Below are 24,092 nucleotides of genomic sequence, written 5' to 3'. Positions count from 1 at the left end.
CCATGAAAGTTTATATTCTTACCGTGACACAACGACTTTCCCTTTTTTAATAACCGTTTCAACGAGATTAGTTCCAAGTTCATAGGCGATGTGCTTATAGGAAGGTACATCCCAAATTTGCAGGTCAGCTAGTTTGCCTTCTTGGATCACACCACGATCATCCAGATCAAGCGCTTGCGCTCCTCCAAATGTAGCGGCTTTGATCGCTTCCTCTACGGAAAATTTGTATAGACGACAAGCTAAGTTAATGACAAACTGCATAGATTCGGTATAGCAGGCCGGGCAAAGATCGGTAGCAAGTGCTACTTTTACGCCAGCATCCAACATTTTACGTGCGTCAAATGGCCGCTGATGTCCAACCGCAAAGTCTAATGCCGGCATAAGAACAGCTGTCACTTCTGAGGCCGCAAGCTTTTCAATCACATCATCCGGCGTATAATTCATATGATCTACGGATACCATGTTCATCTTCACGGCTAAGTCCGACCCGCCAATATAGGAATACGCATCCGCATGTAATTTGGGCTTCATGCCATACGCTAAACCAGCTTCCAATATGCGTTCCGATTCTTCCGCCGTAAAATAGCCATCATCACACCACGCATCACAAAACTCTGCCAGTTTCTTTTCCCCAACTTCTGGAATCATTTCATCAATGATCAGGTCAACATATTGACTTTTCGTCATGCCTTCTGGAATTCCGTGCGCGCCAAGGAATGTGTTGAGAACATCTACAGGCGTTTCAGCATTCAGCCTTCTTCCTACTTCTAAAATCTTCACTTCACTTTCTGTCGTCAATCCGTATCCACTTTTACTTTCAACTGTCGTGATGCCAAATTCCAGCATTGCCATCATTCGTTTTTTTGCTTGTTGAAATAATTCCTCTTCGGTCGCATCCCGCGTCAGTTCAATGGTCCGATTTGGTCCCGTTGTGATACCAAGCTCTTTTGGATCTTTGCCGATTACTTTTGCGGCATATTCCTCGACACGTGAACCGTTAAACACAAGATGCGTATGGCTGTCCACAAAACCTGGAGCGACGACTTTTCCAGTCGCATCGATCATACGCGTTCCGTCCATCACAAATCTTTCAGTTATTTCATCTTCATGACCAACTCCAACAATGGTTTCTCCTTTCAATGCAACCCAGGCATTCGTCAACACACCGAGATTGCCTGCGCCATCTCCAACACACGTAATCACCTCCGCTGCATTCGAAATGATCGTATCTGCTTTCAATTTTTCTTTGACATTTACCATATCTAAAGCCTCCATCTCCCCTTACCAAAAGGCATTTCTTCATAATATCAACAACGCAATCGGGGTCATAATAAGTAGTGACAACACTGTTCGTATAAACCAAATCGACAAAATATGGCTCATCTTAATCGGTATTTCGGTTGATAGAATACAAGGTATGAGCGCAGAGAAAAACAAGATCGTCGAAATGGACAACGAACCGATGATGAAACGTGTTTCCAAACTTGCCTCCAGTACAACAAGAGAAGGTAAAAACATATCCACAAGATTAATAGCCGCTGCCTTCGCTGCAAGAAAAGGTTCTGGTATTTGCAGTAAAGTTGTTAATGGATAAAACAAATAACCAAAATAATCGAATACTGGCGTATGATTGGCCAATAGTAAACCGATTAAACCGATAGACATGATGGAAGGTAATATGCCCATCGCCATAACAAAACCATCTTTCACATTGTCAATAACATTGCGCCTCAATGACGGAGCACGATCTGCTGTTTGCATAGCTAATTCCCATGCTTTTTTGACTCGGTTTTTTCGAATGATCTCTTCTGGAAATCCAACTTCCGTATAATAGTCATCTTTTATTTTATTGATTGGCCATATGCGAACGGTAATGGCGGTTACAACAAAGGTAACGAAGAACGTTAACCAAAAATACAAATTCCAAATATGCATCAAGTCTAACGTTTTCGCTACGACAATCATGAATGTCGCGGATACTGTTGAAAAGCCGGTAGCGATAATGATCGCTTCTCTTTTCGTATACTTTCCTTCTTTATAAATTCGGTTCGTAATTAATAAACCGATTGAATAACTTCCTACGAAGGATGCCACCGCATCGATAGCGGATCGCCCGGGCGTTCGCCAAAGCGGCCGCATAACCGGCTGCATAAAAACACCAATGAGTTCGAGTAATCCATAACCAACGAGCATCGCAAGGAAAATCGCACCAATTGGAACGAGCATGCCAATTGGCGTCAATAACTGGTGAAACCAGTATGGACCCATATCTTCAGCAAGGAGCCAAGCAGGACCTATGTTGAATAATACTAAGAATGCAGAGATGGCTCCGAACACCTTGAACAAGCTGATGACAAGATTGACCTTGTCTTTCTTCCACGATTTTGTATAAAACGGATAGATGGCTCCTAATAACACAATGATCATCGTATAGTAGGCTGCGCCGATTCCAATTGACCCGCGAATCCACGTAACTAAGTGATCCAATGGAATGGAGTTTTTACCGTTTACATCAATTGGAACGAAAAACATAAAAATTCCAATGGCACTAAAGATACTAAACTTAGATAGATTCTTAACGGAATAAACGGTCGACCGCTGCTCTTTTTCGTTAAAAACTCTTTCCAATCCTTGTTCGGGAACATCGCTCATCGTATTCACCTCATCATCCACGATTCTCAAGATTCATACCAAACTCCCTAAAGAATTGTAGAGATCCATACATATGGATCTCTACAATTGTCAGACTCACATTCTAATAAGCGGCTTGCGTTACGCTTTCACTTCTTCTTTCTTTAAATCCTTCGGGCCAAATGTCGCTTCAGGTGTCCACCAAAGTGGAATTTGAATGCTTTCGTCCGTCAGTTTTCCTTTTCCATTCGCAACGTCACGGGCAATTTCATAGCCTGCTTGCGCATGTCGAACGACCCCAATACCTGAATCGACCGTCATCGCAACTTCAAGTCGCATATCAGATTCTGCTGTTCCATCCGCTACCATTGTCACGCCCGTATGCACCGCTTCACCCATTGAATAGTTCGCTTGGATCGCGATTAGATCACACATCCCGACTGCGTTTAATAGACCATTCAACATCGGCCAGTCCGAAATCAAGTCACTGCCGTCTTTCATATCTTCCGATTCGAATGTCGGATTCACAATGGAACCAGAGTCCAAGTTGTCACGGGAGAACGCAACCGGACCTGACAATTCCCCGCGGCGGATCATGTCGTTGACTTCCAGCGCAAAAGCTTTACGCTGACCGAAGCCCATGTAACAAATACGTGCCGGTAACGCTTCAATTGGAATATGCTCTTTTGCGAGTTTAATCCAACGTGTGACGAGGTAATCATCACTGAATTTCTCCAAAATCATATCGTCGATTTTGCGCAGATCTTCTGGATCTCCAGACAAACACACCCAACGGAACGGTCCGCGACCTTCACAGAATAGTGGACGGATGTATTCCGCAACGAAACCTGGCAGACGTTTCGCTTCTGCTGGATCCATTCCGGCATCGACACATTCTTTTCGGTGGCTTGTCCCGTATTCAAATGAATGTACACCTTTATCCATAAATTTAATAAGCGCTTTCAATTCACGGATCATCGTTTCGCGTGCTTTTTCTAAATACAATTCACGGTTCGTGTCACGCAGTTCTTCCGCTTCTTGTACCGTATATCCTGCCGGCAAATATGAAATCGGGTCATGCCCCGGTGTCATGGAAGTCGTAATATCCGGTAGCCATCCTTTTTCAAGCACTTCTTCAAATACGTCCGCTGCGTTCCCAACGACAGCGATGCCAAGCGGTTTTCCTGCTGCTGCGTATTCTTTCGCTTTCGCAATGGCTTCATCTAATGAACCTGCAAGCTCATCGATGAATCCTTTATCGATACGGCGCTGGATAATTTCTACGTTGGAGTCACACAAGATCGCTACACCGCCGTGCATTGTCATCGCACGCGTCTGGTTACCGCCCATTCCGCCCGCTCCGGCCGTTAACAAGATTTTCCCAACAAGGGAGTCGTTATAATGCAAGCGCGCAATGGCAGAAAGTGTTTCAAATGTCCCTTGGATAACCCCTTGCGTTCCGATATACTCCCACGGAGCCGCCGTATAGTTCGCATAGATTGTTAAGTTTTTATCTTGTAGATCATAGAATGTCGGCCAATCCGCCTTCATAATATTCGTCGTCGCCATGACGACTGTCGGCGCATATTTATGTGTTTTGAATACCGCAACCGGCATTCCCGATTGAACGACCAGCGTCTCGTCATCTTCCAGCTCTTTTAATGATTTCACAATCGCATGGTAAGATTCCCAGTTACGCGCAGCTTTCCCAATTCCGCCATAAATGACAAGCTCTTCCGGTTTTTCCGCGTTTTCCATATTATTTTCAAGCATGCGCAAGATTGATTCTTGTCTCCATCCTTTACAACGTAATTCCGGACCTCTCTGCGCTTTTACTGAGTATAAGATTTCTGGTTTTGTCATGGATGATTCCCCCTAAAATAATATAGTTGCCTTTCTTACTCTTCTATATTGCAAGTGTCATGCCGAAACTATCGAATTAGATAGAATAATTTTATATCAATTCAAAAAAACGCTTTATCTTAACGTTTCTTTCAACATTTCCAAACTGCTGTAGGCTTTATTATTTTGAATCTCGTGGAAAATAAACAGAAAAAATGCAGATAAATTTTGCAGGTGCAGTGCAAATAAAACGAAGCTAAAAACCTGTAGAACCACCATCATTCATGATTTTCTGATGGCGCAGAAAAGATAAAAAGCAGGTGCAGATACTTTTTCAATAATTCCCAAGAATCAAAATTATGTTATACTACAAGTGATTCATTAGACAAAGGGGGAAGCGTTCCTTGAAGGCTGAAACAATTGGGGCAATTATACGAACGTTCTTAGATGGGGTAATTGTTTTAAACGAACAACATGAGATCCTTTGGTACGACATCACAGACAACTTCCCTATTGAAGTGACAAAAGGCATTCCTATTTCTACCGTTTTAGATTGTGAAGATCTAAGTTTCACGAACAATGAAGCAACGATCTTCTCTAGAAATGGAAAACTTTTTTCAATAGAAGTAAAACTCTTTTCGGCTACGCATCATTCTATTTTCTTATGTATAAAAGAGCTGACAAATACAATGACCGATTCTGAAGAAAGATTGTATTGTTTGGAGAAAATCATCGACTCTCTCGATGAAGGTGTAATGATGAGTGACCCGGAAGGAAAAATTACATTATATAACCATGCACAAGAAAAAATGGAGGGCTTAAACAGTCAGGACATCGTCGGCAAACATTTATGGTCTGCCTATAATTACAATCCACAATACTCAGAGCATAAGCATACATTTAAAACTGGAAAGCCTATTTTCTCAAGATATCGAGCACACTCTACGGTAAACGGCGTGCCTAAATACGTGAACTATAGTACCTTTCCTATTCAAAAAAATGGTGAAACCATTGCCGTTTTTTCTATCAGTACGAATGAGTCAAAACTAAAAGAACGACTTCATCAAACCATCGAAATTAAAAGACAAGCGAATGCTACAAATCATGAAAAAAACGATTCAAAAAATGGAACCGCTTTCACATTTAAAGATATCAAAGGTAAAAGCCTGGCACTCAAAACACTGATTCAGGAAGCACAAAATGTTGCTTTACACAATGCAGATACATTGATTGTTGGAGAAACCGGAACTGGTAAAGAATTATTTGCACAAAGCATACACAATCATAGTCCAAGGGCGGAGCATCCTTTCGTTGCGGTCAACTGCGCTGCAATCCCTGAAAACTTATTGGAAAGCACATTGTTCGGCACCGTCAAAGGTGCATTTACAGGCGCAACGGATCAAATTGGACTGTTTGAATACGCACAAAATGGGACTCTATTTTTAGATGAGATTAACTCCATGCCTGTGACATTACAAGCAAAGTTAATGCGAGTTTTACAGGAACGGCTCGTTCGAAAAGTAGGTTCAAATGAAGTGACACCGGTGAAATGTACAGTGATCAGTGCATCTAATGAAGATCCAGAAGTGTTAATTGATGAAGGAAAAATGCGGCTTGACTTGTTTTATCGCATTGCCCACACAAGCTTGCATATTCCGCCTTTGCGAGAAAGAACAGAAGACGTTCATTACTTTATAGACTACTTCCTACAAAAATATCAAAAAAGGCTTACGAAATATGTTCCAAAGTTCTCTGAAGCATTACAGACGGCCTTGCTTCATTATCAATGGCCTGGCAACACGCGAGAATTAGAGCATTTAATCGAAAATATCGTCATTCGTGTTCCAGAAACGGCAAAAGAGATTGAAATCGACCATCTTCCTTCCTACATGCGAAGAAAAATATTTACGGGACGGGAAAATGTACAAGCCGAGCAACAAGAGAGCAGCAAAAGACCACTCAAAGAAATCTTTACAAACTCAAAAAAGAATTTTATCGAAATGACGTTAACGCAAACAAACTGGAATGTTTCACAAGCTGCAAAAAAACTTGGCATCACTCGGCAAAGTTTGCAATACCATATTAAAAAACATGGTCTAAAAAAACCCCAGTGAGTAAAATAAAAGCAGAACAGGGCTACAATGGATAGCTCTGTTCTGCTTTTGGTTGAAACCCTCAATGTTTCATTAGAACATATTATGCTTTCACTTCTTCTTTCTTCAAATCTTTCGGGCCAAATGTCGCTTCAGGTGTCCACCATAGCGGGATTTGAATGCTTTCATCCGTTAGTTTTCCTTTTCCGTTCGCAACGTCGCGAGCAATTTCATAACCTGCTTGCGCATGTCGTACGACACCAATACCTGAGTCAACCGTCATCGCAACTTCAAGGCGCATATCAGATTCTGCTGTTCCATCCGCTACCATTGTCACGCCCGTATGCACCGCTTCACCCATTGAATAGTTCGCTTGGATCGCGATCAAGTCACACATACCGACTGCGTTCAATAGACCGTTCAACATCGGCCAGTCCGAAATCAAGTCACTGCCGTCTTTCATATCTTCCGATTCGAATGTCGGATTCACAATGGAACCAGAGTCTAAGTTGTCACGGGAGAACGCAACCGGACCTGACAATTCGCCGCGGCGGATCATGTCGTTGACTTCCAGCGCAAAAGCTTTACGCTGACCGAAGCCCATGTAACAAATACGTGCCGGTAACGCTTCAATTGGAATATGCTCTTTTGCGAGTTTAATCCAACGTGTGACGAGGTAATCATCACTGAATTTCTCCAAAATCATATCGTCGATTTTGCGCAGATCTTCTGGATCTCCAGACAAACACACCCAACGGAACGGTCCGCGACCTTCACAGAATAGTGGACGGATGTATTCCGCAACGAAACCTGGCAGACGTTTCGCTTCTGCTGGATCCATTCCGGCATCGACACATTCTTTTCGGTGGCTTGTCCCGTATTCAAATGAATGTACACCTTTATCCATAAATTTAATAAGCGCTTTCAATTCACGGATCATCGTTTCGCGTGCTTTTTCTAAATACAATTCACGGTTCGTGTCACGCAGTTCTTCCGCTTCTTGTACCGTATATCCTGCCGGCAAATATGAAATCGGGTCATGCCCCGGTGTCATGGAAGTCGTAATATCCGGTAGCCATCCTTTTTCAAGCACTTCTTCAAATACGTCCGCTGCGTTCCCAACGACAGCGATGCCAAGCGGTTTTCCTGCTGCTGCGTATTCTTTCGCTTTCGCAATGGCTTCATCTAATGAACCTGCAAGCTCATCGATGAATCCTTTATCGATACGGCGCTGGATAATTTCTACGTTGGAGTCACACAAGATCGCTACACCGCCGTGCATTGTCATCGCACGCGTCTGGTTACCGCCCATTCCGCCCGCTCCGGCCGTTAACAAGATTTTCCCAACAAGGGAGTCGTTATAATGCAAGCGCGCAATGGCAGAAAGTGTTTCAAATGTCCCTTGGATAACCCCTTGCGTTCCGATATACTCCCACGGAGCCGCCGTATAGTTCGCATAGATTGTTAAGTTTTTATCTTGTAGATCATAGAATGTCGGCCAATCCGCCTTCATAATATTCGTCGTCGCCATGACGACTGTCGGCGCGTATTTATGTGTTTTAAATACCGCAACCGGCATTCCTGATTGAACGACTAGTGTCTCATCATCTTCCAGCTCTTTTAACGACTTAACGATTGCATGGTAAGATTCCCAGTTACGCGCCGCTTTTCCGATTCCGCCATAAATGACAAGCTCTTCCGGTTTTTCCGCGTTTTCCATATTATTTTCAAGCATGCGCAAGATCGATTCTTGTCTCCATCCTTTACAACGTAATTCCGGACCCCTTTGTGCTTTTACTGAGTATAAGATTTCTGGTTTTGTCATGGATGATTCCCCCTAAATTTTTTTATGCCTCTCACTTTTCTAATAATGCAACTCCCGTGCCAACTTCATCGAATTCGTTATAAAAATTCATTTTTCATTTACAAACCGCAAGAAATCAGCAATTTAAGTTACCAATTAGAAGATCAAAATTATTTCTCCAACACTTTTCCGCATTTTAAAAACGGATAAATGCAGATATTTTTTGCGGTTAATTGGATTAAATAATTCTTAAGCTTGTAAATCCATTAATAAGAGTAGGTGGGTCGGTGCATATAAATTTTTCAGTCTGCAAGGAGACATGCAAATCCAATATGCTAGATCACCGGGACTACTACCAGCGCTTAAAAACTCACGTTTATTGAGCAATTGGCACCACACGCTGTAAAACAAAAAAAGCCGACCCATTAGGATCGACTTGGTGCCACAGGCACCCAAACAAACATGATTATTAAAAAACCACCTGTACCACAACATTTGCTGTTGGGTGCAGGTGGTTTTTGTTCTCAGGATTTATTTAGTGTTATTTTGGTTAGCGTTATTTTGCTTTTGGAAGTTTTGTGTAATTTCGCCAAAATCATTGGCAAATTCTGTGTTGTTTGGATTTTGCCTTCCCTGTTGGTTATTTCTTTGATTGCGTTGGTTCTGCTCTTTGTTCTGATTTTGCTGATTCTGATTGTTGTTTGGCATGCTTCTTCACTCCAATAATTTTGTTAAGTGAATTTCACTTACAACAGTAAATTGCGCTATTTAGCAGAAATAATACTCCCCTTTAATTTCCAAGCGTTTTTTAAACGTGGGAATTTGGGATATTTTACTTGCGTATCGGTCGATTGGTTGATAAATTGATGAAGTCTACAAAATCGATCATAAGATTTTTAGGGATGACTCAACTCAATTGTAGTTTCAAAAAAACAAAAACATCTTTAAAAATCCGTGAAACAGAGGGAATAGAATGTATTTTTTATTCCGATAATATACATTCAGTCAATACAAATACCCCTTTACAGTGAAAATTTAAAAAGTAAAAGGATGGGATGACGTGGTAAAAGTAGGTATTTTGGTCGGTAGTTTACGTAGAGAATCACTTTCCAAAAAGATTGCAGCTAATGTAGCTTCATTATTTCCAGATGGATATGAAACAGAATTTATCAAAATCGGCTATATGCCTCTTTATAATCAAGACAATGATAGTGATCACTATGTTTTAGGGGAATTTAATGCATTTCGTGACTCAATTAAAGATATTGACGCCGTTTTGTTTGTAACACCTGAATATAATCGTTCTATTCCAGCCGTATTAAAAAATGCACTCGACATAGGCTCCCGCCCTCTTGGCAAAAGCGTGTGGAATGGGAAACCTGCTGCCATCATCAGCCAATCCCCTGGAAATTTAGGTGCATTTGGTGCAAATCATCATTTACGGCAAGTACTATCTGTTTTAAATATGCCGGTCGTTCAACAGCCTGAAGTGTACATTTCCGATTCAGCAAATTTATTGGATGAAGAAGGTAAAATTGCCAATGAAAAAACCGTTCAATTCCTACAATCTTTTGTCGATACTTTTGTTGAATTAATTGAGAAACATCACGAATAAAACGAAGAGCCCAGCACTTCTAGGACAATCCTATAAAAACAGGTATGAAACAGGTGGAGAAAAACGAGTCGTTTTTCTCCACCTGTTTCGTTTCAGAATATGAAGTAGTTTTTGCTATACTATTTTTGAAAGTTATTAATGGAAATTGATAAGTCGGAGGAAAGTATGAAGAAATTTTAAAAAACGATGAAAGGACTTATAATCTTTTTATTAGTCGTGGCTGCCTTCATCTATCTAAATAACAGTTCTCTGTTTACTAAGGTTAAAGATGAAGCCCCCCTGTTACTAGCGCACAGGGGAATGTCACAAACTTTCCCTATGGAGGGAATTGCCAGTGACACATGCACAGCAAAGGGGATCTATGAACCAGAACATCCTTTTTTAGAAAATACGATTCCTTCCATGAAAGCTGCTTTTGAAGCTGGGGCTGACATCGTTGAATTTGATATTCATCCTACTAAAGACGGTCAGTTTGCCGTTTTCCATGACTGGACGCTGGAGTGTAGAACGAATGGCGAAGGCGTTACTAGGGATCACACAATGGCAGAGCTCAAACAATTAGATATTGGTTATGGTTATACAGCCGATAATGGGCAAACCTATCCTTTTCGCGGCAAAGGAGTAGGCCTCATGCCTTCTCTTGAAGAGGTCCTGTCCTTTTTCCCAGAAGAATCGTTTTTGATTCACATTAAAAGTGATGATCCAGAGGAAGGAATTCAGCTCGCGCAATTTCTTTCCAAACTGCCAAATGAACATTTAAAGCAACTAACTGTTTATGGTGGAGACCAGCCGATTCAATCATTAAAGGAAAAGCTGCCAGAACTTCGCGTAATGTCTATGGCTACTTTGAAAAGTTGTATGATTCCTTATATTTCCGTCGGGTGGACAGGTTATATTCCCTCGGCTTGTTACCATACACAAATTCATATTCCGGAGAATTATGCGCCATGGATGTGGGGATGGCCGGATAAATTTATCAATAGATTAGGAAATGTAGGCACCCGTGTGATTCTTGTTGCAGGTGACGGTGGATGGTCAGAAGGTTTTGATACACCCGAGGATATGAGGCGACTGCCTTCTCGTTATTCCGGTGGTGTTTGGACGAATCGAGTAGATATCATTGCTCCTTTATTACAAGATTAAAACGATAGCTTTGGATGGGATATAAAAGTACACACCTATACCACAATAACTTTATTGGGTACAGGTGTTTTTTATTTATCGTTATTTTGATTTAGGAAGCCTTAAGCACCTAAGTTAAAAATCATATGCAGCTTCGTTCTCTTCTCGAATCTTTGTATACGTCTTTGTTAAATCTACTGTATCCTCTACCAACCGCTCAATTCGGAAAAGCACATCATCATTTATGATTTTTTTTCGATGAAAATCTTTTTCTTCGATAAATACATACGTTTGAACGATTTGCGCCTTCATATAGGCCAAAATTGGTTTTAATTGTTGTTCGATCATTAAGTAATGCTTAGCCGTGCCCGGCGGTAATTTTCTTTTTTGGCTATACTTGTGCACCCGTGTCATTAGTTGATACAACGTCTTCTCTTCTTCTTTTGTTAATACATCTTCAAAAAAAGAAGTTTGAAACGCTAGTTGGGCAGGCATCGCCTCTGCTAAAACTTCTTCGGCCTTTTTAGTTAAGCTAATTGTTTTCGTTTTCCAGCTTTGTTTCCGTAGAATGTAACCCTCTTTTTCAAGCCGTGCAAGCATACGAGAAATACCGCCTTGTGTAACCGTCACTTTTTTAGCCAATTCACTTTGCGTAAGCGGCTGGTAAAGTTGAATTTGAACGAGTACATCAAATTGCGCTGTTGTCAGATCAAAGCGCTTTAAAAAATCATTTGAAAGTTGGTTACTTTGGTTTGTAAAACGCATTAAGCGTAACCAAATGAGTGAACCAATCGTGTGATTACGCATTCCCGTTTCCTCCTCCCCATCGTTTATCTTGTCATCAATTTACCGCGCAAATGATAAAGATTCAAGATTAATATCTCGAATTCTAGCTAAATACATGCTTTTATATCACATATTAAGGTGCTAGAAAAGTAAAAGAGACAGTCCTGGAAGTGCTTGGCTCTTCGTTTTAGGACAGTCTCTTTATAGAAATTCACTTACACGAGTCTTATTTACGTATTGTGTTTAATGCAGTTGTCCAAGGGATCACTTGGTCTAGCATTTCGTTCACTGAATTCGCTTGAACAGCGGCTGGTTTGAAGTCCGTTCCATTCTCGAAGTCTGTAAATAATGATAATGCCGGATGTACACGTACATGTGCAACGAGTAATTCACTTAAAATACCACGTAAATGTTCTGCCGCACGAGCTCCACCTACTGAACCATATGATACGATCCCCGCTGCTTTGTTGTTCCACTCTTCACGTAAGTAATCCAAAGCATTTTTTAATGCTCCTGTGATAGAGTGATTGTATTCTTGAACGATGAATACGAATCCGTCTTGTTTTGCAATGATTTCTGACCAAGCTGCCGCACCTGATGCGTCGCCGCCCGCTTCACCTAAAAGTGGTAATTTGTAATCTGCGATATCGATAATCGTGTAGTTTGCATCCCCACGTTTATCTGCCAATTCTTTTACCCATGCCCCTACTTGTGGACTTACACGTCCTTCACGTGTTGACCCTAAAATAATACCTATATTTGATTTTGTCATCGTTTTTTCCTCCTCTTGTTTTGATCCAAATAACTTACTTAAAAATCCCATTTGCTCAATTTCACCTCCCTAAAAAGTACTTTTTTCAATTTCAATTGTGCCCATTCTATACTTTTATTTTTCACTTCGTACTTATCAAAATGTATCAATTAGACTTTATTTCCTTTGCAGATCCGAAAAGCTTTTTATCTAAAGCGAACAACTGGCTTCCGCTAATCAAAAGTACTCCTGCAATTGATAATAAAGCTACATCTAATTCATAGCCTGCTGCTTCACTTCCCATGAAACCCAAAGATAATTTTGCTTTAAAGATGGCCCCAAGCAACACCAAAGCGATTAATACCGAGACAACTCTAGTTCCAATCCCAAAAATTAAAGCGATTCCTCCGAACAGTTCAATGAAAGCAACAACATATCCCAAGAATCCTAAAATACCAATACTTTCAAACCAGCCTGCTACATTACCAAGCCCCATTTGAAATTTTGCTACACCATGGATTAGGAACGTTATTCCTAAAACTACTCGAAGAATTAACAAACTCCATTCATATCTTGATCCCATCATTCATTCTCCTCTATTTATGATTTCTTGATTTTCTACTTAAGATTTCCAGCTAAAAAGTCAGATTCCATCTACTCAATCTTTATTTACTCGTTGCCTTCCTGACAATTGGAGCCACCTCTGTAGCAAATAACTCAATAGCTTCGGCAACTTTTTTAAATGGCAAGCCACCTATATCGATCTGTGCCATAAAACGTTGATGCCCAAAGAGTTCGTATTGGTAAAGGATTTTCTCAACGATCTGTTGTGGGCTTCCTACGAACAAAGCAGTGTCAGAAGCAGTCATTTGTTCAAAATCTGCTCGTGACATCCCTCCGCCGCTCATCCCTCGCTGACGGTTTACGTATGACCAATAATTTGAATAATACGGATAGAATTCATCTTTGGCTTGTTGAGTGGTCTTTGAAAAATATCCGTGACCAGTTACACCAACCTTGAGATCTTCCAAAACATGTCCAGCCTCGATTCCAGCTTGACGATACAATTCAACTAGCGGCTCAAATCGCATGGGATCACCTCCAAGAATTGCTATCGCCATCCCGACACCCAACCTACCAGCGCGGGCTGCACTAATTGGAGTTCCTCCAACGCCAACCCATATTGGTAACTCTTTCTGCAAGGGGCGGGGTGCAATTTCAGCATTTCTTAATGACGGGCGAAAGTGTCCGTCCCATGTAATTCTTTCGTTTTCATTGAGCTTTAATAACAAATCGATATGTTCCGAAAACAAGGCATCATAGTCATTTGTGTCATAACCGAAAAGAGGGAATGATTCAACAAATGCACCACGACCTGCAATTATTTCTGCACGTCCATCCGATAGTAAATCCAATGTAGCAAAGTCTTCAAACAAACGAACTGGGTCAACCGTGCTTAACACTGTCGTTGCACTTGTCAATTTGATTCGTTTGGTAATTTGGGCGATGGCGGCTAAGACAACAGCGGGTGAGGATGTGGCGTAGTCTAATCGGTGATGCTCGCCTATCCCGAAAACATCCAGCCCTGCCTCATCGGCAAGTTTGGCTGCTTCCATTATCTCCCTAGTTCTTTGTCCTGCACTGATTGCTTTGCCAGTAACCGGATCTGGAACGATATCTCCCAGTGTATATAAACCAATTTCAATTCCTGAATTTTTAATTCCTTCAATTTCACGCATTGTAGTTTTTATCCCCCCATCTATTCCTTAGACTCACTCTTAACCGAGCCTTCTATTGATATTCACAATAAACAAATTGTTAGTTGGTTACTTTACGTAAGTTAGTATATAATCAAAGTTAACGGTAGTCAAGTAAGTGATTTGTAAAAAGCTATTTAATTATTTATTAATGATACTTATACTATAAGTAAGGAGCTGATTAAATTGGGGAAGTCGATTTGTCCTAGGTTTGAAAAGGCTATAGGTTTATTAAGCCAGAGGTGGACAGGTTTAATTGTTTACCAACTACTACCTGGCCCACAGCGTTTTTGCAGTATTGAATCATCAATCGGTATAAGTGGCAGAGTTCTATCCGAAAGGTTAAAGGATCTTGAAAGCGAAGGGATTGTTAATAGGGAGGTTTTCCCAGAGACACCCGTTCGAATCGAATATTCTTTAACAGACAAAGGCAGATCGCTAGAGCCTCTTATGCGAGAAATGGAAAAGTGGTCACAGAACTGGTTAGAGGCATAAGGTTCCGTTTAAATAAAAGTGTCCCCAGTAATGATTAAAACCGAGGACGCTTTTTCGGTATTTAGACATCTTTAACAGAGAACCAAACGTGTATATCCATCATTAGTTTCCAAGGTGGGTCTCGTACGTGAAGACGAGCTTGATTATTCCGCAAAAAACACTGTCGATTTTTGCGATCTCGTTCCCTGCGAATTGAACGTATAGATACGCTAGAAACTTCTGCATATGCTATGGCTACAGTGAAAATAATAGTTGCCGCTGCCCCCATTTTTAAACTTAGCACACAATTTTCTCCTCATTGTTTGCTATCATAATAATGAATGTAATCCAAAGAGTATATTCACCAACGAATGATTAAGTATGGTAGAAATGGTGGATTATGAACTTGGGCTTACATTTTAATATTTGTGATATTTTCAGTAGTAAGCTGCCATAATCTACATGACAGCTCACCAATTTACGCAATAACTCCAATTTAAATAAAAGGAATGATTTTATGTTACATGCAAAACTGGAACAGAAAGTTCTTGATGTCTTAAAGGAAAAAATTCAATTGATTGAAACAGATCGAGGTGCCACCTACTTGGTGGGTCCCATTCAACTACCCGTGAATCTTGATGGAGAAACGGTTATTTTCCAATGGTATTGTTGGCTAAACCAATGCCAAGTAACGGATAATTACCAAGAAATTATTGATCAACTGGCGTCTGCCAATTTGGCGGAGTACCAACAATCGAGCGTGCTTGTCTATGGTGATTTTGAAAACGCGGACGATGCACTCATTCGGATGCATTCTATTTGTCATACGGGCGACATATTTGGCAGTAAAAGATGTGATTGTGGTTATCAGTTAAAGCAGTCGATGAGGAATATTGTAGTGCGTGGGACAGGTGCTTTATTTTACTTGGCGAACCATGAAGGTCGTGGAATTGGCTTATTCAGTAAAGCGATGGCGTATGTGCTTCAAGAGAACGGTTACGATACCGTAGAAGCAAACGAAAGCCTTGGCTTTGTCGATGATGCGAGAAATTACGAGGATGCCATTCGTATTTTGAAAACACTTCGAACAAAGCCGGTTACACTTATGACAAATAACCCCAAGAAACTGGAGGCGATGCAAAATGCTGGTCTTCGACTGTCTGGAAGAGAACCGCTATGGGGTGACAAATCAGCGTTCAATGAAAATTATTTGCAAGTAAAAATTCAACGTTCTGGCCATATTGGAGAAGAAGGGACAAATCTAGATGACCAACCATGAATTTTATATGAAGTTAGCTTTGGAAAACGCGCGGGCCATGAAGGGACAGACTGACCCGAATCCACTTGTCGGTTCGGTGATTGTCAACAACAATCGAATTGTCGGAATGGGTACGCATTTGAAAGCCGGCGAACCACATGCCGAAATCCATGCGATTAGAATGGCGGGTAAGCAGGCGAATGGCGGTACAATTTACGTCACTCTTGAGCCTTGCTCTCATTTTGGGCGTACAGGCCCATGCGCTAAAGCAATTATTGAGGCGGGCATTCAAAAAGTCGTCATTGCGACACTCGACCCAAATCCGGTTGTTGCGGGGAATGGCGTGAAGATGTTAGAAGAGGCAGGCATTGAAGTGATTGTCGGTGTATTAGAAGAACAATCCCGAAAGATGAATGAGGTATTTAATAAATTCATCGTCGAACAAAAACCTTTTATAACAATGAAAGCCGGCAGCACATTGGATGGAAAAATTGCCACACATACAGCGGACAGTAAATGGATTACATCTCTCGAAGCGAGAAACGATGTACATGTTTTGCGAAATGAAAATATGGCCATTTTAGTCGGTGTGAATACGGTCATTGAAGATAACCCGGAACTGACGACAAGGATTCCAAATGGCAGAAATCCGATTCGTATTATTTTAGATTCCTCCTTGCGCATCCCTCTCGATGCAAAAGTTGTGACGGATGGGCAGGCGGAAACATGGATTTTCACTGCAAATACGTACAATGAAGAGGCTAAGAAGACGTTAGGGGAACGAGGTGTTTCCATTTTCCACACTTCAGGCATTCGTCATGTCGATCCGCAGGATGTTATTCGGATGCTTGGTGAAAAACTTGTTTCGTCCGTCTTAATTGAAGGCGGTGGTTCAATTCATGCTGCTTTCCTAGAACAACAGCTTGTTGACAAGGTGGAAATTTATATTGCGCCAAAACTAATTGGCGGCGCACAAGCGCCGACATTCTTGGAAGGTGCAGGTGCTGCACTCATGCGTGATGCCGTAGAATTAGAAGATCTCCACATTACGCCAATTGGGAAAGATTTTAAGTTTACGGGCTATCCAAAATACACAACGAAATCAACTGAAGGTGTTTAATATGAAGTTTGGATTTGATATCGACGATACGTTGATTAATCTAAGAGAGCATGCTTTTCATTTATACAACAAAAAGCTCAAACAGCAGGTGGATCTAGATCTTTTTCATGCGCTGGACAAAGTGGAAATCCACGAGCTTTTTGGCATGACAGCTAAAGAAGGCGCCAATATGTGGAAAAGTTCGCTGGAGGAAATCTATTACACATCGTGCCCGCCGTATCCTAATGCGGTGGAAACGTTGCAAAAACTTGCGCATGAAGGACATGAAATCTACTATATTACAGCAAGACCGAAAGAACATGGCGAGCGTACAAGAGAATGGATGATTGAACAAAAATTTCCGGTACACAAGGATCGCTTTTTTTACGGCATGAATGATGAGGATAAGGTTTACATTATTAAAGAGTTGGAACTAGACTATTATTTCGATGATAAGCCTGCGGTTCTTGATACATTGGGAGACTGTCAGCTAAACTTGTTTGTGAAAAACCAATCTTATAATCAGCATTTAGCAATTCCACGAATTACAAACTGGTCTGAACTATTTGATCTACTAGGCAAAGAAAAACAATCTTCGACGCAAGCTTAAATGAAGCGTTTTGCAGACATAGGAGAGTAAAATAAGGGACTGTCCTAGAAGTGCCTGGCACCACGATACACTTTCAAAATGTAGTATCATCTTTCAATTTTGATACTATATTTAGTGTTCAATGGTGCCTGGCCCTTCGATTTAGGACAGCCCTTACCTTGGTTGGACATGTGTAATTGTGAATGGGCCTCTGAACGGCTGTGCATGATTTTTCGCTTCAAGTTTTGCAACAATACAAATGGCCCCTTTGATTAGTTAGTAGTTGTGAAATAGAATTCCCCTAGAATTTCCTTTGCTTGATAACGTCCTGGCGAAAGCTCTTTTTCAATAAAAGCGTGTACTTCTGATTGTTCAATGTCATACATAACTTCAATTTCTTTGGAAAACAAAAGTTTTTCTTTTTCAAGCAAGCTAGAAAGGGATGGTTGTTTTTGGGGTTGAAGGTCCTACGAGGATACAATTGCCCGTATTATTAGGGAACAGCTTGAAGTTATTTTTTATAAAATGTTATTCAAGCAAAATCCAACTGAAAACAAGCAAGTGCTAAAAGTTACTGCTGTCATGTTAAGTTGGGGAATTTACGGAACTTCTGTGGAATGAAGAAGAAGTAGTCAGGGGACCCTGCCGGAAGAATTTATCAAATTGGCAATTCCTTCTTTACTTTCCGGGATCAATTTTACGTCTACCGACGATTGGACATGAGCTTCTATTGAATCAATCCAATAAGCGAAGGAACTGTAAGAGTATTTGTCAAAACAGTTCCTTCGCTCATCTATTATCTATCTACTTACTTAACCCCAAATCTCTTTTGATAAATCTACAATAAACTTCAACTTTTCCCACTGCTCTTCTTCTGTCAACTTGTTTCCGTGATGCGTTGAAGCAAATCCACATTGTGGACTTAAGCAAATTTGTTCAAGTGAAACGTATTTCGACGCTTCTTCAATCCGTGATTTAACGAGCTCTTTCGCTTCAAGTTCTCCCCTTTTAGAAGTAATGACACCTAAAACTACTCTCGCTCCGTCTTTTGGAATATGTTGAAGCGGTTCGAAGCCGCCTGAACGCTCATCGTCATACTCCAAGAAAAATCCGTCCACTTTTTCTTTTGCCAAAAATCTTTCCGCAATTAAATCGTAACTGCCTTCAAAAGCCCAGTTGGATCGGTAGTTTCCGCGACATAAATGAGTTGTCACAAATAAGTCTTCAGGTTTCCCTTCTAATACTTCATTGGCAACACGAAGCGCTAAGTCAATTAAATACTCTCTTGAATATTTACCGTCATTAAATGGAATATCCGGTGAAGAAAGCCCAGCAATATACACATCATCCAGTTGTAAATAGCGAACGCCCGCGTCATAAAAAGCCTTTATTGCATCACGGTATGTTTGAATAATATCTTTTGCATACTCTTCAATATCCGGGTAAATATTTTCATCTCTAATCCCAATGTTAAACAATTGGTTTGGACTTGGAATGGTTTGTTTCGCAACTGCACGTCCGCCAACGATCTCATTAAACTCTATGAAGTCTTTAACATGCGGATGATCATGGTTGAACGAAATTTTTCCGATGTTACGAATATTATAGCGTTCTGTTTCTTCATCTCCGTTAAAAATATAACCTTGTTCCGGTACATACCCTTCAATTCCGTTTAAGTGCTCTAAGAAATCCGTATGCCAGAAACGCCGCCTGAACTCTCCGTCTGTCACAAGCTCCAAACCAACCTCGATCTGTTTATCAACAATTCTTTTAATTTCATCTGTTTCTACGTTGCGAAGCTGCTTAGCTGTAATTTCTCCCTCTTTAAACAACCTTCTAGCTTCATGCAGATTTTCCGGTCTTAATAAGCTCCCTACGTGATCCGCCCTAAATGGTGCTGTAATGATTTTAGTTTTTGTCATTGCTGATTTCCCCTTTTCTCATTTTTTCTTAATAAGGAAAAAACCCTTCTTATAAATAAGAAGAGTTCAGCAATTTCGGCATCTACTCTTCTTATCTCCAAGCTTTTCGCTACTGGAATTAGCACAGTTCTGTACAAGTCTGTTGCTGAGGTTTCATAGGGCCAGTCCCTCCACCTCTCTGGATAAGAAAGTCGCTTATTAAGTTAGTCACCACTTTACACGTGAAATAATTGAATGTCAATCATAATTTGAATGTTCCTATAAACAGAAGAATCAAATTCAAAAAAAATGACGATCCGACTTTGTCCGTAAATAGAAAACCACTCCCATCTATGCGATAATAAAAGAACAAATGTTTTATTACTAGAAAAAGAGGTGCACTGATGAAAACAGTTATCCTTGCCGAAAAACCCTCCCAAGCAAAGGCCTATGCCGAAGCATTTACCGTCAAAAGCCGTCAAAAAACACATATTGAACTAGCGCAAAGCCAGCTTTTTCCAAACGGCGCAATTATTACTTGGGGCATTGGGCATCTCGTTGAGTTAAAAGAGCCAAAAGCCTATGACGCGCGTTGGAATCGGTGGACACTTGGTAGTTTGCCGATTTTGCCGGAACGGTATGAGTTCCAAATTGCGAAAGGGAAGTATGCACAATTTCAGGCTGTGAAGAAATTGATACTTGCGGCGAATGTTGTCATTAACGCCTGTGATGTCGATCGAGAAGGTTCCAATATCTTCTATAGTATTTACAACCAGACGGGGGCGAGGGGAAAAACGATTAAGCGGCTTTGGATTAACTCCCTTGAGGTGGATGAAATCCGAAAAGGCTTTGCCAATCTACAAGATAACGGGAAAGACCTGCTCATGTATGAGGAGGCAAAAGCTCGTCAGATTAGTGATTGGCTCGTTGGGATGAACGGCTCACGGCTCTATTCGCTACTTTTGAAAGCGCGCGGGATTCAGGAAGTGTTTCCAATCGGGCGTGTTCAATCACCGACGGTTTACTTAATTTATCAACGACAGCGAGAAATTGAAACATTCATATCAGAACCCTTTTTTGAGATTGAGGCAATGTTTACGGCTTCGCATGGGACGTATAAAGGGAAAGCAAAAGTGAAGGTGCCAAAACGTGAATTGGTTCAAGAACTACTAGCGAAACACCAAATTCGTCCGGATTCACCGGGTACAGTCGTTTCCATAGACAAGATGGACAAACGAACACCGCCCCCGCAGCTTCATTCTTTGTCAACGTTGCAAGCGACCGCGAATCGGCTTTGGAAAACGAGTCCTGCGAACGTGTTAAAAACGATGCAAACGCTCTATGAAAAAAAGCTTGTCACGTATCCACGTACAGATGCGAGGCATATTACCCCAAATGAATTTGCTTATCTTGCGGATCAGGTAACTGGATACCAACAGCTCATTGGCCATACTTTCCCAGTCGCTTCCCTTGCACCGAAAAAGCGTTATGTCGATAGCACAAAGGTTGCCGAGCACTATGCCATTATCCCGACGAAAAAAATCCCGTCACAGGCAGTTCTTGGACGGTTATCTCCCCTTGAGCGGAATTTGTATGAGGAAATCGTCCGGACGACCCTTGCGATGTTCCACACCGACTATTTATATACGGAAACAAAAGTGACGACGGATGTAAACGGGCTCCCTTTCTTCACTGTTGGAAAAACGGAGCGGGATAAAGGTTGGAAGGCACTTTTCGTTCGTCAAACGAAAGAAAAGGACAAAGAAGAGCCAACATTACCGCCCCTTTTCATGCACGAGACGGTCCAAAGCGATATCGGGATCAAAGAAGGCAAAACAATGCCGCCTAAACCGTATACAGAAGGACAACTTATTGCGATGATGAAAACATGCGGCAAGCTCGTTGAAGATCAACAGGAGACGGAAATTTTGAAGGAAGTGGAAGGACTTGGTACAGAAGCGACCCGCAGCGGTATTATCGAAACCATTAAGCGGCATGGCTATATCACTGTTACTAAAAACATTGTTTCGATTACAGACAAAGGACGCATTCTTTGCCAGGCCATTGAAGGTAATCTACTTGCTAGCCCATCCATGACTGCAAAATGGGAGGCATATTTGCGAAAAATCGGCAATGGTGAAGGTACACCGCAACGTTTTCTTGATGGTATTGCCCAGTTTATTCATAAACTGTTAGCAGAAGTTCCGAAACAACTAGAATCGCAACAAATTGACATTACGTTACCTGCGGCGCCGTCCCGAGGATCGAAATCATACGCACCACAAGAAATCGCACCGTGCCCAACCTGTAAAAAAGGCATGATTGTTGCACGAAAAGGGTTTTACGGTTGCAGCGAATACAAAAATGGCTGTAAACAAACCTTTCCCGGTCTGTTCTTAAAAAAGAAACTCACGCCCCACCAAGTGAAGCTACTTTGTACAACAGGCAAAACAAATGTCATTAAAGGATTTACCGCCAATAATGGCAATCAGTTTGCCGCGAAGCTGGAGTTAAAGGAAGGAAAATTACAATTAGATTTTAAATCGTAAAAAGATGCCATGGTTGTCCCAGAAGTGTCTGGCTCTTCGTTTCGGGATAACCCCTAGCATCTCTGATTCATTCACCAGTTTTCGCAAAACGCTCAATCCTTGCGCCAATTTCATCGCGCACACGCTGGAAAAACACCCATTTTTCTTCATCTGTTCCTTCTGCTTTTGCAGGGTCGTCAAATCCCCAATGAGCGCGTTTGATATGAGAAGGTGTGATCGGACATTTGTCGGCAGCATCACCACATAGTGTGACGACAAAATCTGCCTGACGTAAGATTTCCGGATCGATCACATCTGAGGTCTGATCTAAAATGTCAACACCAGCCTCTTTCATCGCTTTCACAGCATTTGGATTGACGCCGTGCGCCTCAATTCCTGCACTATAAACTTCCCATTCTTCCCCAAGAAGCTTTTTGCCCCATCCTTCAGCCATTTGACTGCGGCATGAGTTACCCGTACATAAGAAATAAAGTGTCTTTTTTGACATGCTGAAAGTCCCCTCTTCTATGTTTGATTAGATGATTAATAACCACAAATACAGCCCGATTAGTGTAATAAGAAGTGTAGGCACTGTTAGAACGATACCGGTTTTAAAATAAGTCCCCCAAGAGATTTTCACACCTTTTTGAGAGAGGACATGCAACCACAATAAGGTAGCCAAAGAACCGATCGGCGTGATTTTCGGTCCTAAATCTGAACCGATCACATTTGCATAAATCAACGCTTCACGAATCGTCCCTGTTGTATTCGTATCCGCAATGGCTAGAGCGTTGATCATAACAGTTGGCAGATTATTCATGATCGATGACAAAATCGCCGCAATAAAGCCCATAGCAATCGTCCCGATAAACAGACCTTGATCTGCCGCCATTTGGATGAGATCACCGAGCACACTCGTCAGCCCAACATTCCGCAATCCGTAAACAACGACATACATCCCTATCGAGAAAAACACGATCGCCCAAGGAGCGCCTTTAAGGACTTGTCTCGTATGAACGGCTGGACTTCTTTGTGCCATAAACATAAAGAAAATAGCCATGATCCCAGCAACAATCGAAACAGGAAGCCCCGTAAATTCACTCGAGAAATACCCAATGAGCAATATCCCTAATACGCCCCAAGACAGCCGAAACATCTTCCCATCTTTCACAGCATCTTTCGGTTGCTTTAAATCTGATACGTTATAGTCTTTCGGAATACTTTTACGGAAGAATAAAAACAACACTACAATACTCGCAACTAAAGCGAATAAATTCGGTACAATCATTCGAGATGCGTATTCAGCAAAACCAATTCCGAAAAAGTCTGCTGAAACAATATTCACTAAGTTACTCACGACTAACGGAAGCGAAGTCGTATCCGCAATAAAACCGCTAGCAATAATATACGGGAAAACCATTTTTTCGCTGAAATTCAAATTCCTTACCATTGCAAGTACGATTGGTGTTAGGATAAGGGCTGCCCCGTCATTTGCGAATAAAGCCGCAACAATAGCTCCAAGAATGCTGACATAAACAAATAGGCGAATGCCGCTGCCTTTCGCAAATCTTGCCATATGGAGTGCAGACCACTCAAAAAATCCAATTTCATCTAAAATCAAGGAAATAATAATAATGGCAATAAAAGTAAGTGTCGCATTCCACACGATTCCCGTTACGTCTATCACGTCTTGAAAGTCTACTACTCCGACTAACAAAGCGACACCTGCCCCAACACAGGCGGACCAGCCAATGGATAAGTTTCGTGGCTGCCAAATAACAAAAATAAGTGTCATAATGAAAATCAATGACGCTGTAATAACTGAAACCAAACTGCCTTCTC

20 protein-coding genes, 1 pseudogene and 1 riboswitch are annotated in these 24,092 nt (G+C 41.4%); of the genes and pseudogenes, 9 read left to right on the top strand and 12 right to left on the bottom strand.

Annotated elements, in window-relative coordinates; genetic code table 11:
• Positions 1 to 18: 18 nt before the first annotated feature.
• From hutI to hutU (AU377_RS15040), 3 genes are all read right to left on the bottom strand, one after another.
• The gene (gene hutI, locus AU377_RS15050; protein ID WP_253724509.1) at positions 19 to 1,260 is read right to left on the bottom strand and encodes an imidazolonepropionase; all 1,242 of its coding nucleotides are present in this window, start codon (positions 1,258 to 1,260) and stop codon (positions 19 to 21) included.
• Between the two features lie 39 nt (positions 1,261 to 1,299).
• Positions 1,300 to 2,682, bottom strand: a complete 1,383-nt coding sequence (locus AU377_RS15045) for a YjiH family protein (protein ID WP_253724508.1) — start codon at positions 2,680 to 2,682, stop codon at positions 1,300 to 1,302.
• Between the two features lie 90 nt (positions 2,683 to 2,772).
• On the bottom strand, positions 2,773 to 4,494 hold the full coding sequence (hutU, locus tag AU377_RS15040; RefSeq protein WP_067408704.1) for a urocanate hydratase: 1,722 nt from the start codon (positions 4,492 to 4,494) through the stop codon (positions 2,773 to 2,775).
• Positions 4,495 to 4,877: 383 nt separating this feature from the next.
• On the opposite strand from hutU (AU377_RS15040), the gene AU377_RS15035 reads away from it, so the two are divergent.
• A complete protein-coding gene (locus AU377_RS15035) occupies positions 4,878 to 6,587 on the top strand; it encodes a sigma-54-dependent Fis family transcriptional regulator (RefSeq protein WP_082732071.1) in 1,710 nt (569 codons plus the stop codon).
• 82 nt (positions 6,588 to 6,669) lie between these two features.
• Here AU377_RS15035 and hutU (AU377_RS15030) read toward each other — a convergent pair whose 3' ends face one another.
• Together hutU (AU377_RS15030) and AU377_RS15600 are read right to left on the bottom strand one after the other, a co-directional pair.
• Positions 6,670 to 8,391: a urocanate hydratase gene (gene hutU / locus AU377_RS15030; protein WP_067408704.1), complete on the bottom strand. Its 1,722-nt coding sequence runs from the start codon at positions 8,389 to 8,391 to the stop codon at positions 6,670 to 6,672.
• A 510-nt stretch (positions 8,392 to 8,901) separates the two neighbouring features.
• Positions 8,902 to 9,078 (bottom strand): hypothetical protein, encoded by a 177-nt coding sequence (locus tag AU377_RS15600; RefSeq protein WP_156450466.1) that lies wholly within the window; start codon positions 9,076 to 9,078, stop codon positions 8,902 to 8,904.
• A gap of 352 nt (positions 9,079 to 9,430) precedes the next feature.
• Between AU377_RS15600 and AU377_RS15025 the strand changes: the two genes are divergently transcribed.
• Both AU377_RS15025 and AU377_RS15020 read left to right on the top strand, forming a co-directional pair.
• Entirely contained in the window at positions 9,431 to 9,985 is a 555-nt protein-coding gene (locus AU377_RS15025; RefSeq protein WP_067408702.1) for an NADPH-dependent FMN reductase, read from the top strand.
• Positions 9,986 to 10,171: 186 nt separating this feature from the next.
• Positions 10,172 to 11,128, top strand: coding sequence for a glycerophosphodiester phosphodiesterase family protein (locus AU377_RS15020; protein WP_067408700.1), 957 nt, complete (start codon positions 10,172 to 10,174; stop codon positions 11,126 to 11,128).
• Positions 11,129 to 11,242: 114 nt separating this feature from the next.
• Here AU377_RS15020 and AU377_RS15805 read toward each other — a convergent pair whose 3' ends face one another.
• The 4 genes from AU377_RS15805 to AU377_RS15000 form a co-directional block, all read right to left on the bottom strand.
• Complete coding sequence (locus tag AU377_RS15805; RefSeq protein WP_082732070.1) at positions 11,243 to 11,914, bottom strand: MarR family winged helix-turn-helix transcriptional regulator; 672 nt, start codon at positions 11,912 to 11,914, stop codon at positions 11,243 to 11,245.
• Positions 11,915 to 12,119: 205 nt separating this feature from the next.
• Positions 12,120 to 12,716: an NADPH-dependent FMN reductase gene (locus AU377_RS15010; RefSeq protein ID WP_067408698.1), complete on the bottom strand. Its 597-nt coding sequence runs from the start codon at positions 12,714 to 12,716 to the stop codon at positions 12,120 to 12,122.
• 94 nt (positions 12,717 to 12,810) lie between these two features.
• Positions 12,811 to 13,227, bottom strand: coding sequence for a DoxX family protein (locus tag AU377_RS15005; protein WP_067408696.1), 417 nt, complete (start codon positions 13,225 to 13,227; stop codon positions 12,811 to 12,813).
• Between the two features lie 82 nt (positions 13,228 to 13,309).
• Positions 13,310 to 14,383: an LLM class flavin-dependent oxidoreductase gene (locus AU377_RS15000; RefSeq protein ID WP_067408694.1), complete on the bottom strand. Its 1,074-nt coding sequence runs from the start codon at positions 14,381 to 14,383 to the stop codon at positions 13,310 to 13,312.
• A 204-nt stretch (positions 14,384 to 14,587) separates the two neighbouring features.
• Here AU377_RS15000 and AU377_RS14995 point away from each other — a divergent pair, with 204 nt between their 5' ends.
• The 5 genes and pseudogenes from AU377_RS14995 to AU377_RS15800 all read left to right on the top strand — a co-directional run.
• Entirely contained in the window at positions 14,588 to 14,896 is a 309-nt protein-coding gene (locus AU377_RS14995) for a helix-turn-helix domain-containing protein (protein WP_067408692.1), read from the top strand.
• A gap of 496 nt (positions 14,897 to 15,392) precedes the next feature.
• Positions 15,393 to 16,154 carry a GTP cyclohydrolase II gene (locus tag AU377_RS14985; RefSeq protein WP_067408689.1) on the top strand — a complete coding sequence of 254 codons (762 nt, stop codon included), beginning with the start codon at positions 15,393 to 15,395 and terminating at the stop codon, positions 16,152 to 16,154.
• Positions 16,141 to 17,253, top strand: coding sequence for a bifunctional diaminohydroxyphosphoribosylaminopyrimidine deaminase/5-amino-6-(5-phosphoribosylamino)uracil reductase RibD (ribD, locus tag AU377_RS14980; protein ID WP_067408687.1), 1,113 nt, complete (start codon positions 16,141 to 16,143; stop codon positions 17,251 to 17,253). Before AU377_RS14985 ends, ribD begins: the two co-directional genes overlap by 14 nt.
• A 1-nt stretch (position 17,254) precedes the next feature.
• Positions 17,255 to 17,842 carry an HAD family acid phosphatase gene (locus tag AU377_RS14975; RefSeq protein ID WP_067408684.1) on the top strand — a complete coding sequence of 196 codons (588 nt, stop codon included), beginning with the start codon at positions 17,255 to 17,257 and terminating at the stop codon, positions 17,840 to 17,842.
• 441 nt (positions 17,843 to 18,283) lie between these two features.
• Positions 18,284 to 18,544, top strand: a pseudogene (locus tag AU377_RS15800) (TetR/AcrR family transcriptional regulator); the annotation flags it as partial.
• Positions 18,545 to 18,633: 89 nt separating this feature from the next.
• On the opposite strand, the gene AU377_RS14970 reads toward AU377_RS15800, so the two are convergent.
• A complete protein-coding gene (locus AU377_RS14970; RefSeq protein WP_067408682.1) occupies positions 18,634 to 19,743 on the bottom strand; it encodes a 5-methyltetrahydropteroyltriglutamate--homocysteine S-methyltransferase in 1,110 nt (369 codons plus the stop codon).
• A gap of 88 nt (positions 19,744 to 19,831) precedes the next feature.
• Positions 19,832 to 19,932: riboswitch (SAM riboswitch) on the bottom strand.
• Between the two features lie 194 nt (positions 19,933 to 20,126).
• Between AU377_RS14970 and topB the strand changes: the two genes are divergently transcribed.
• Positions 20,127 to 22,271, top strand: a complete 2,145-nt coding sequence (topB, locus tag AU377_RS14965; protein ID WP_067408680.1) for a type IA DNA topoisomerase — start codon at positions 20,127 to 20,129, stop codon at positions 22,269 to 22,271.
• 67 nt (positions 22,272 to 22,338) lie between these two features.
• Here topB and arsC read toward each other — a convergent pair whose 3' ends face one another.
• Positions 22,339 to 22,758: an arsenate reductase (thioredoxin) gene (gene arsC, locus AU377_RS14960; protein ID WP_067408678.1), complete on the bottom strand. Its 420-nt coding sequence runs from the start codon at positions 22,756 to 22,758 to the stop codon at positions 22,339 to 22,341.
• Positions 22,759 to 22,785: 27 nt separating this feature from the next.
• On the bottom strand, positions 22,786 to 24,081 hold the full coding sequence (locus tag AU377_RS14955) for an arsenic transporter (protein WP_067408676.1): 1,296 nt from the start codon (positions 24,079 to 24,081) through the stop codon (positions 22,786 to 22,788).
• Between the last annotated feature and the right edge of the window lie 11 nt (positions 24,082 to 24,092).

It is taken from the genome of Sporosarcina sp. HYO08 (assembly GCF_001563475.1).
Classification (GTDB): Bacteria; Bacillota; Bacilli; order Bacillales_A; family Planococcaceae; genus Sporosarcina.
This window is presented reverse-complemented; position numbering and strand designations above follow the sequence as displayed.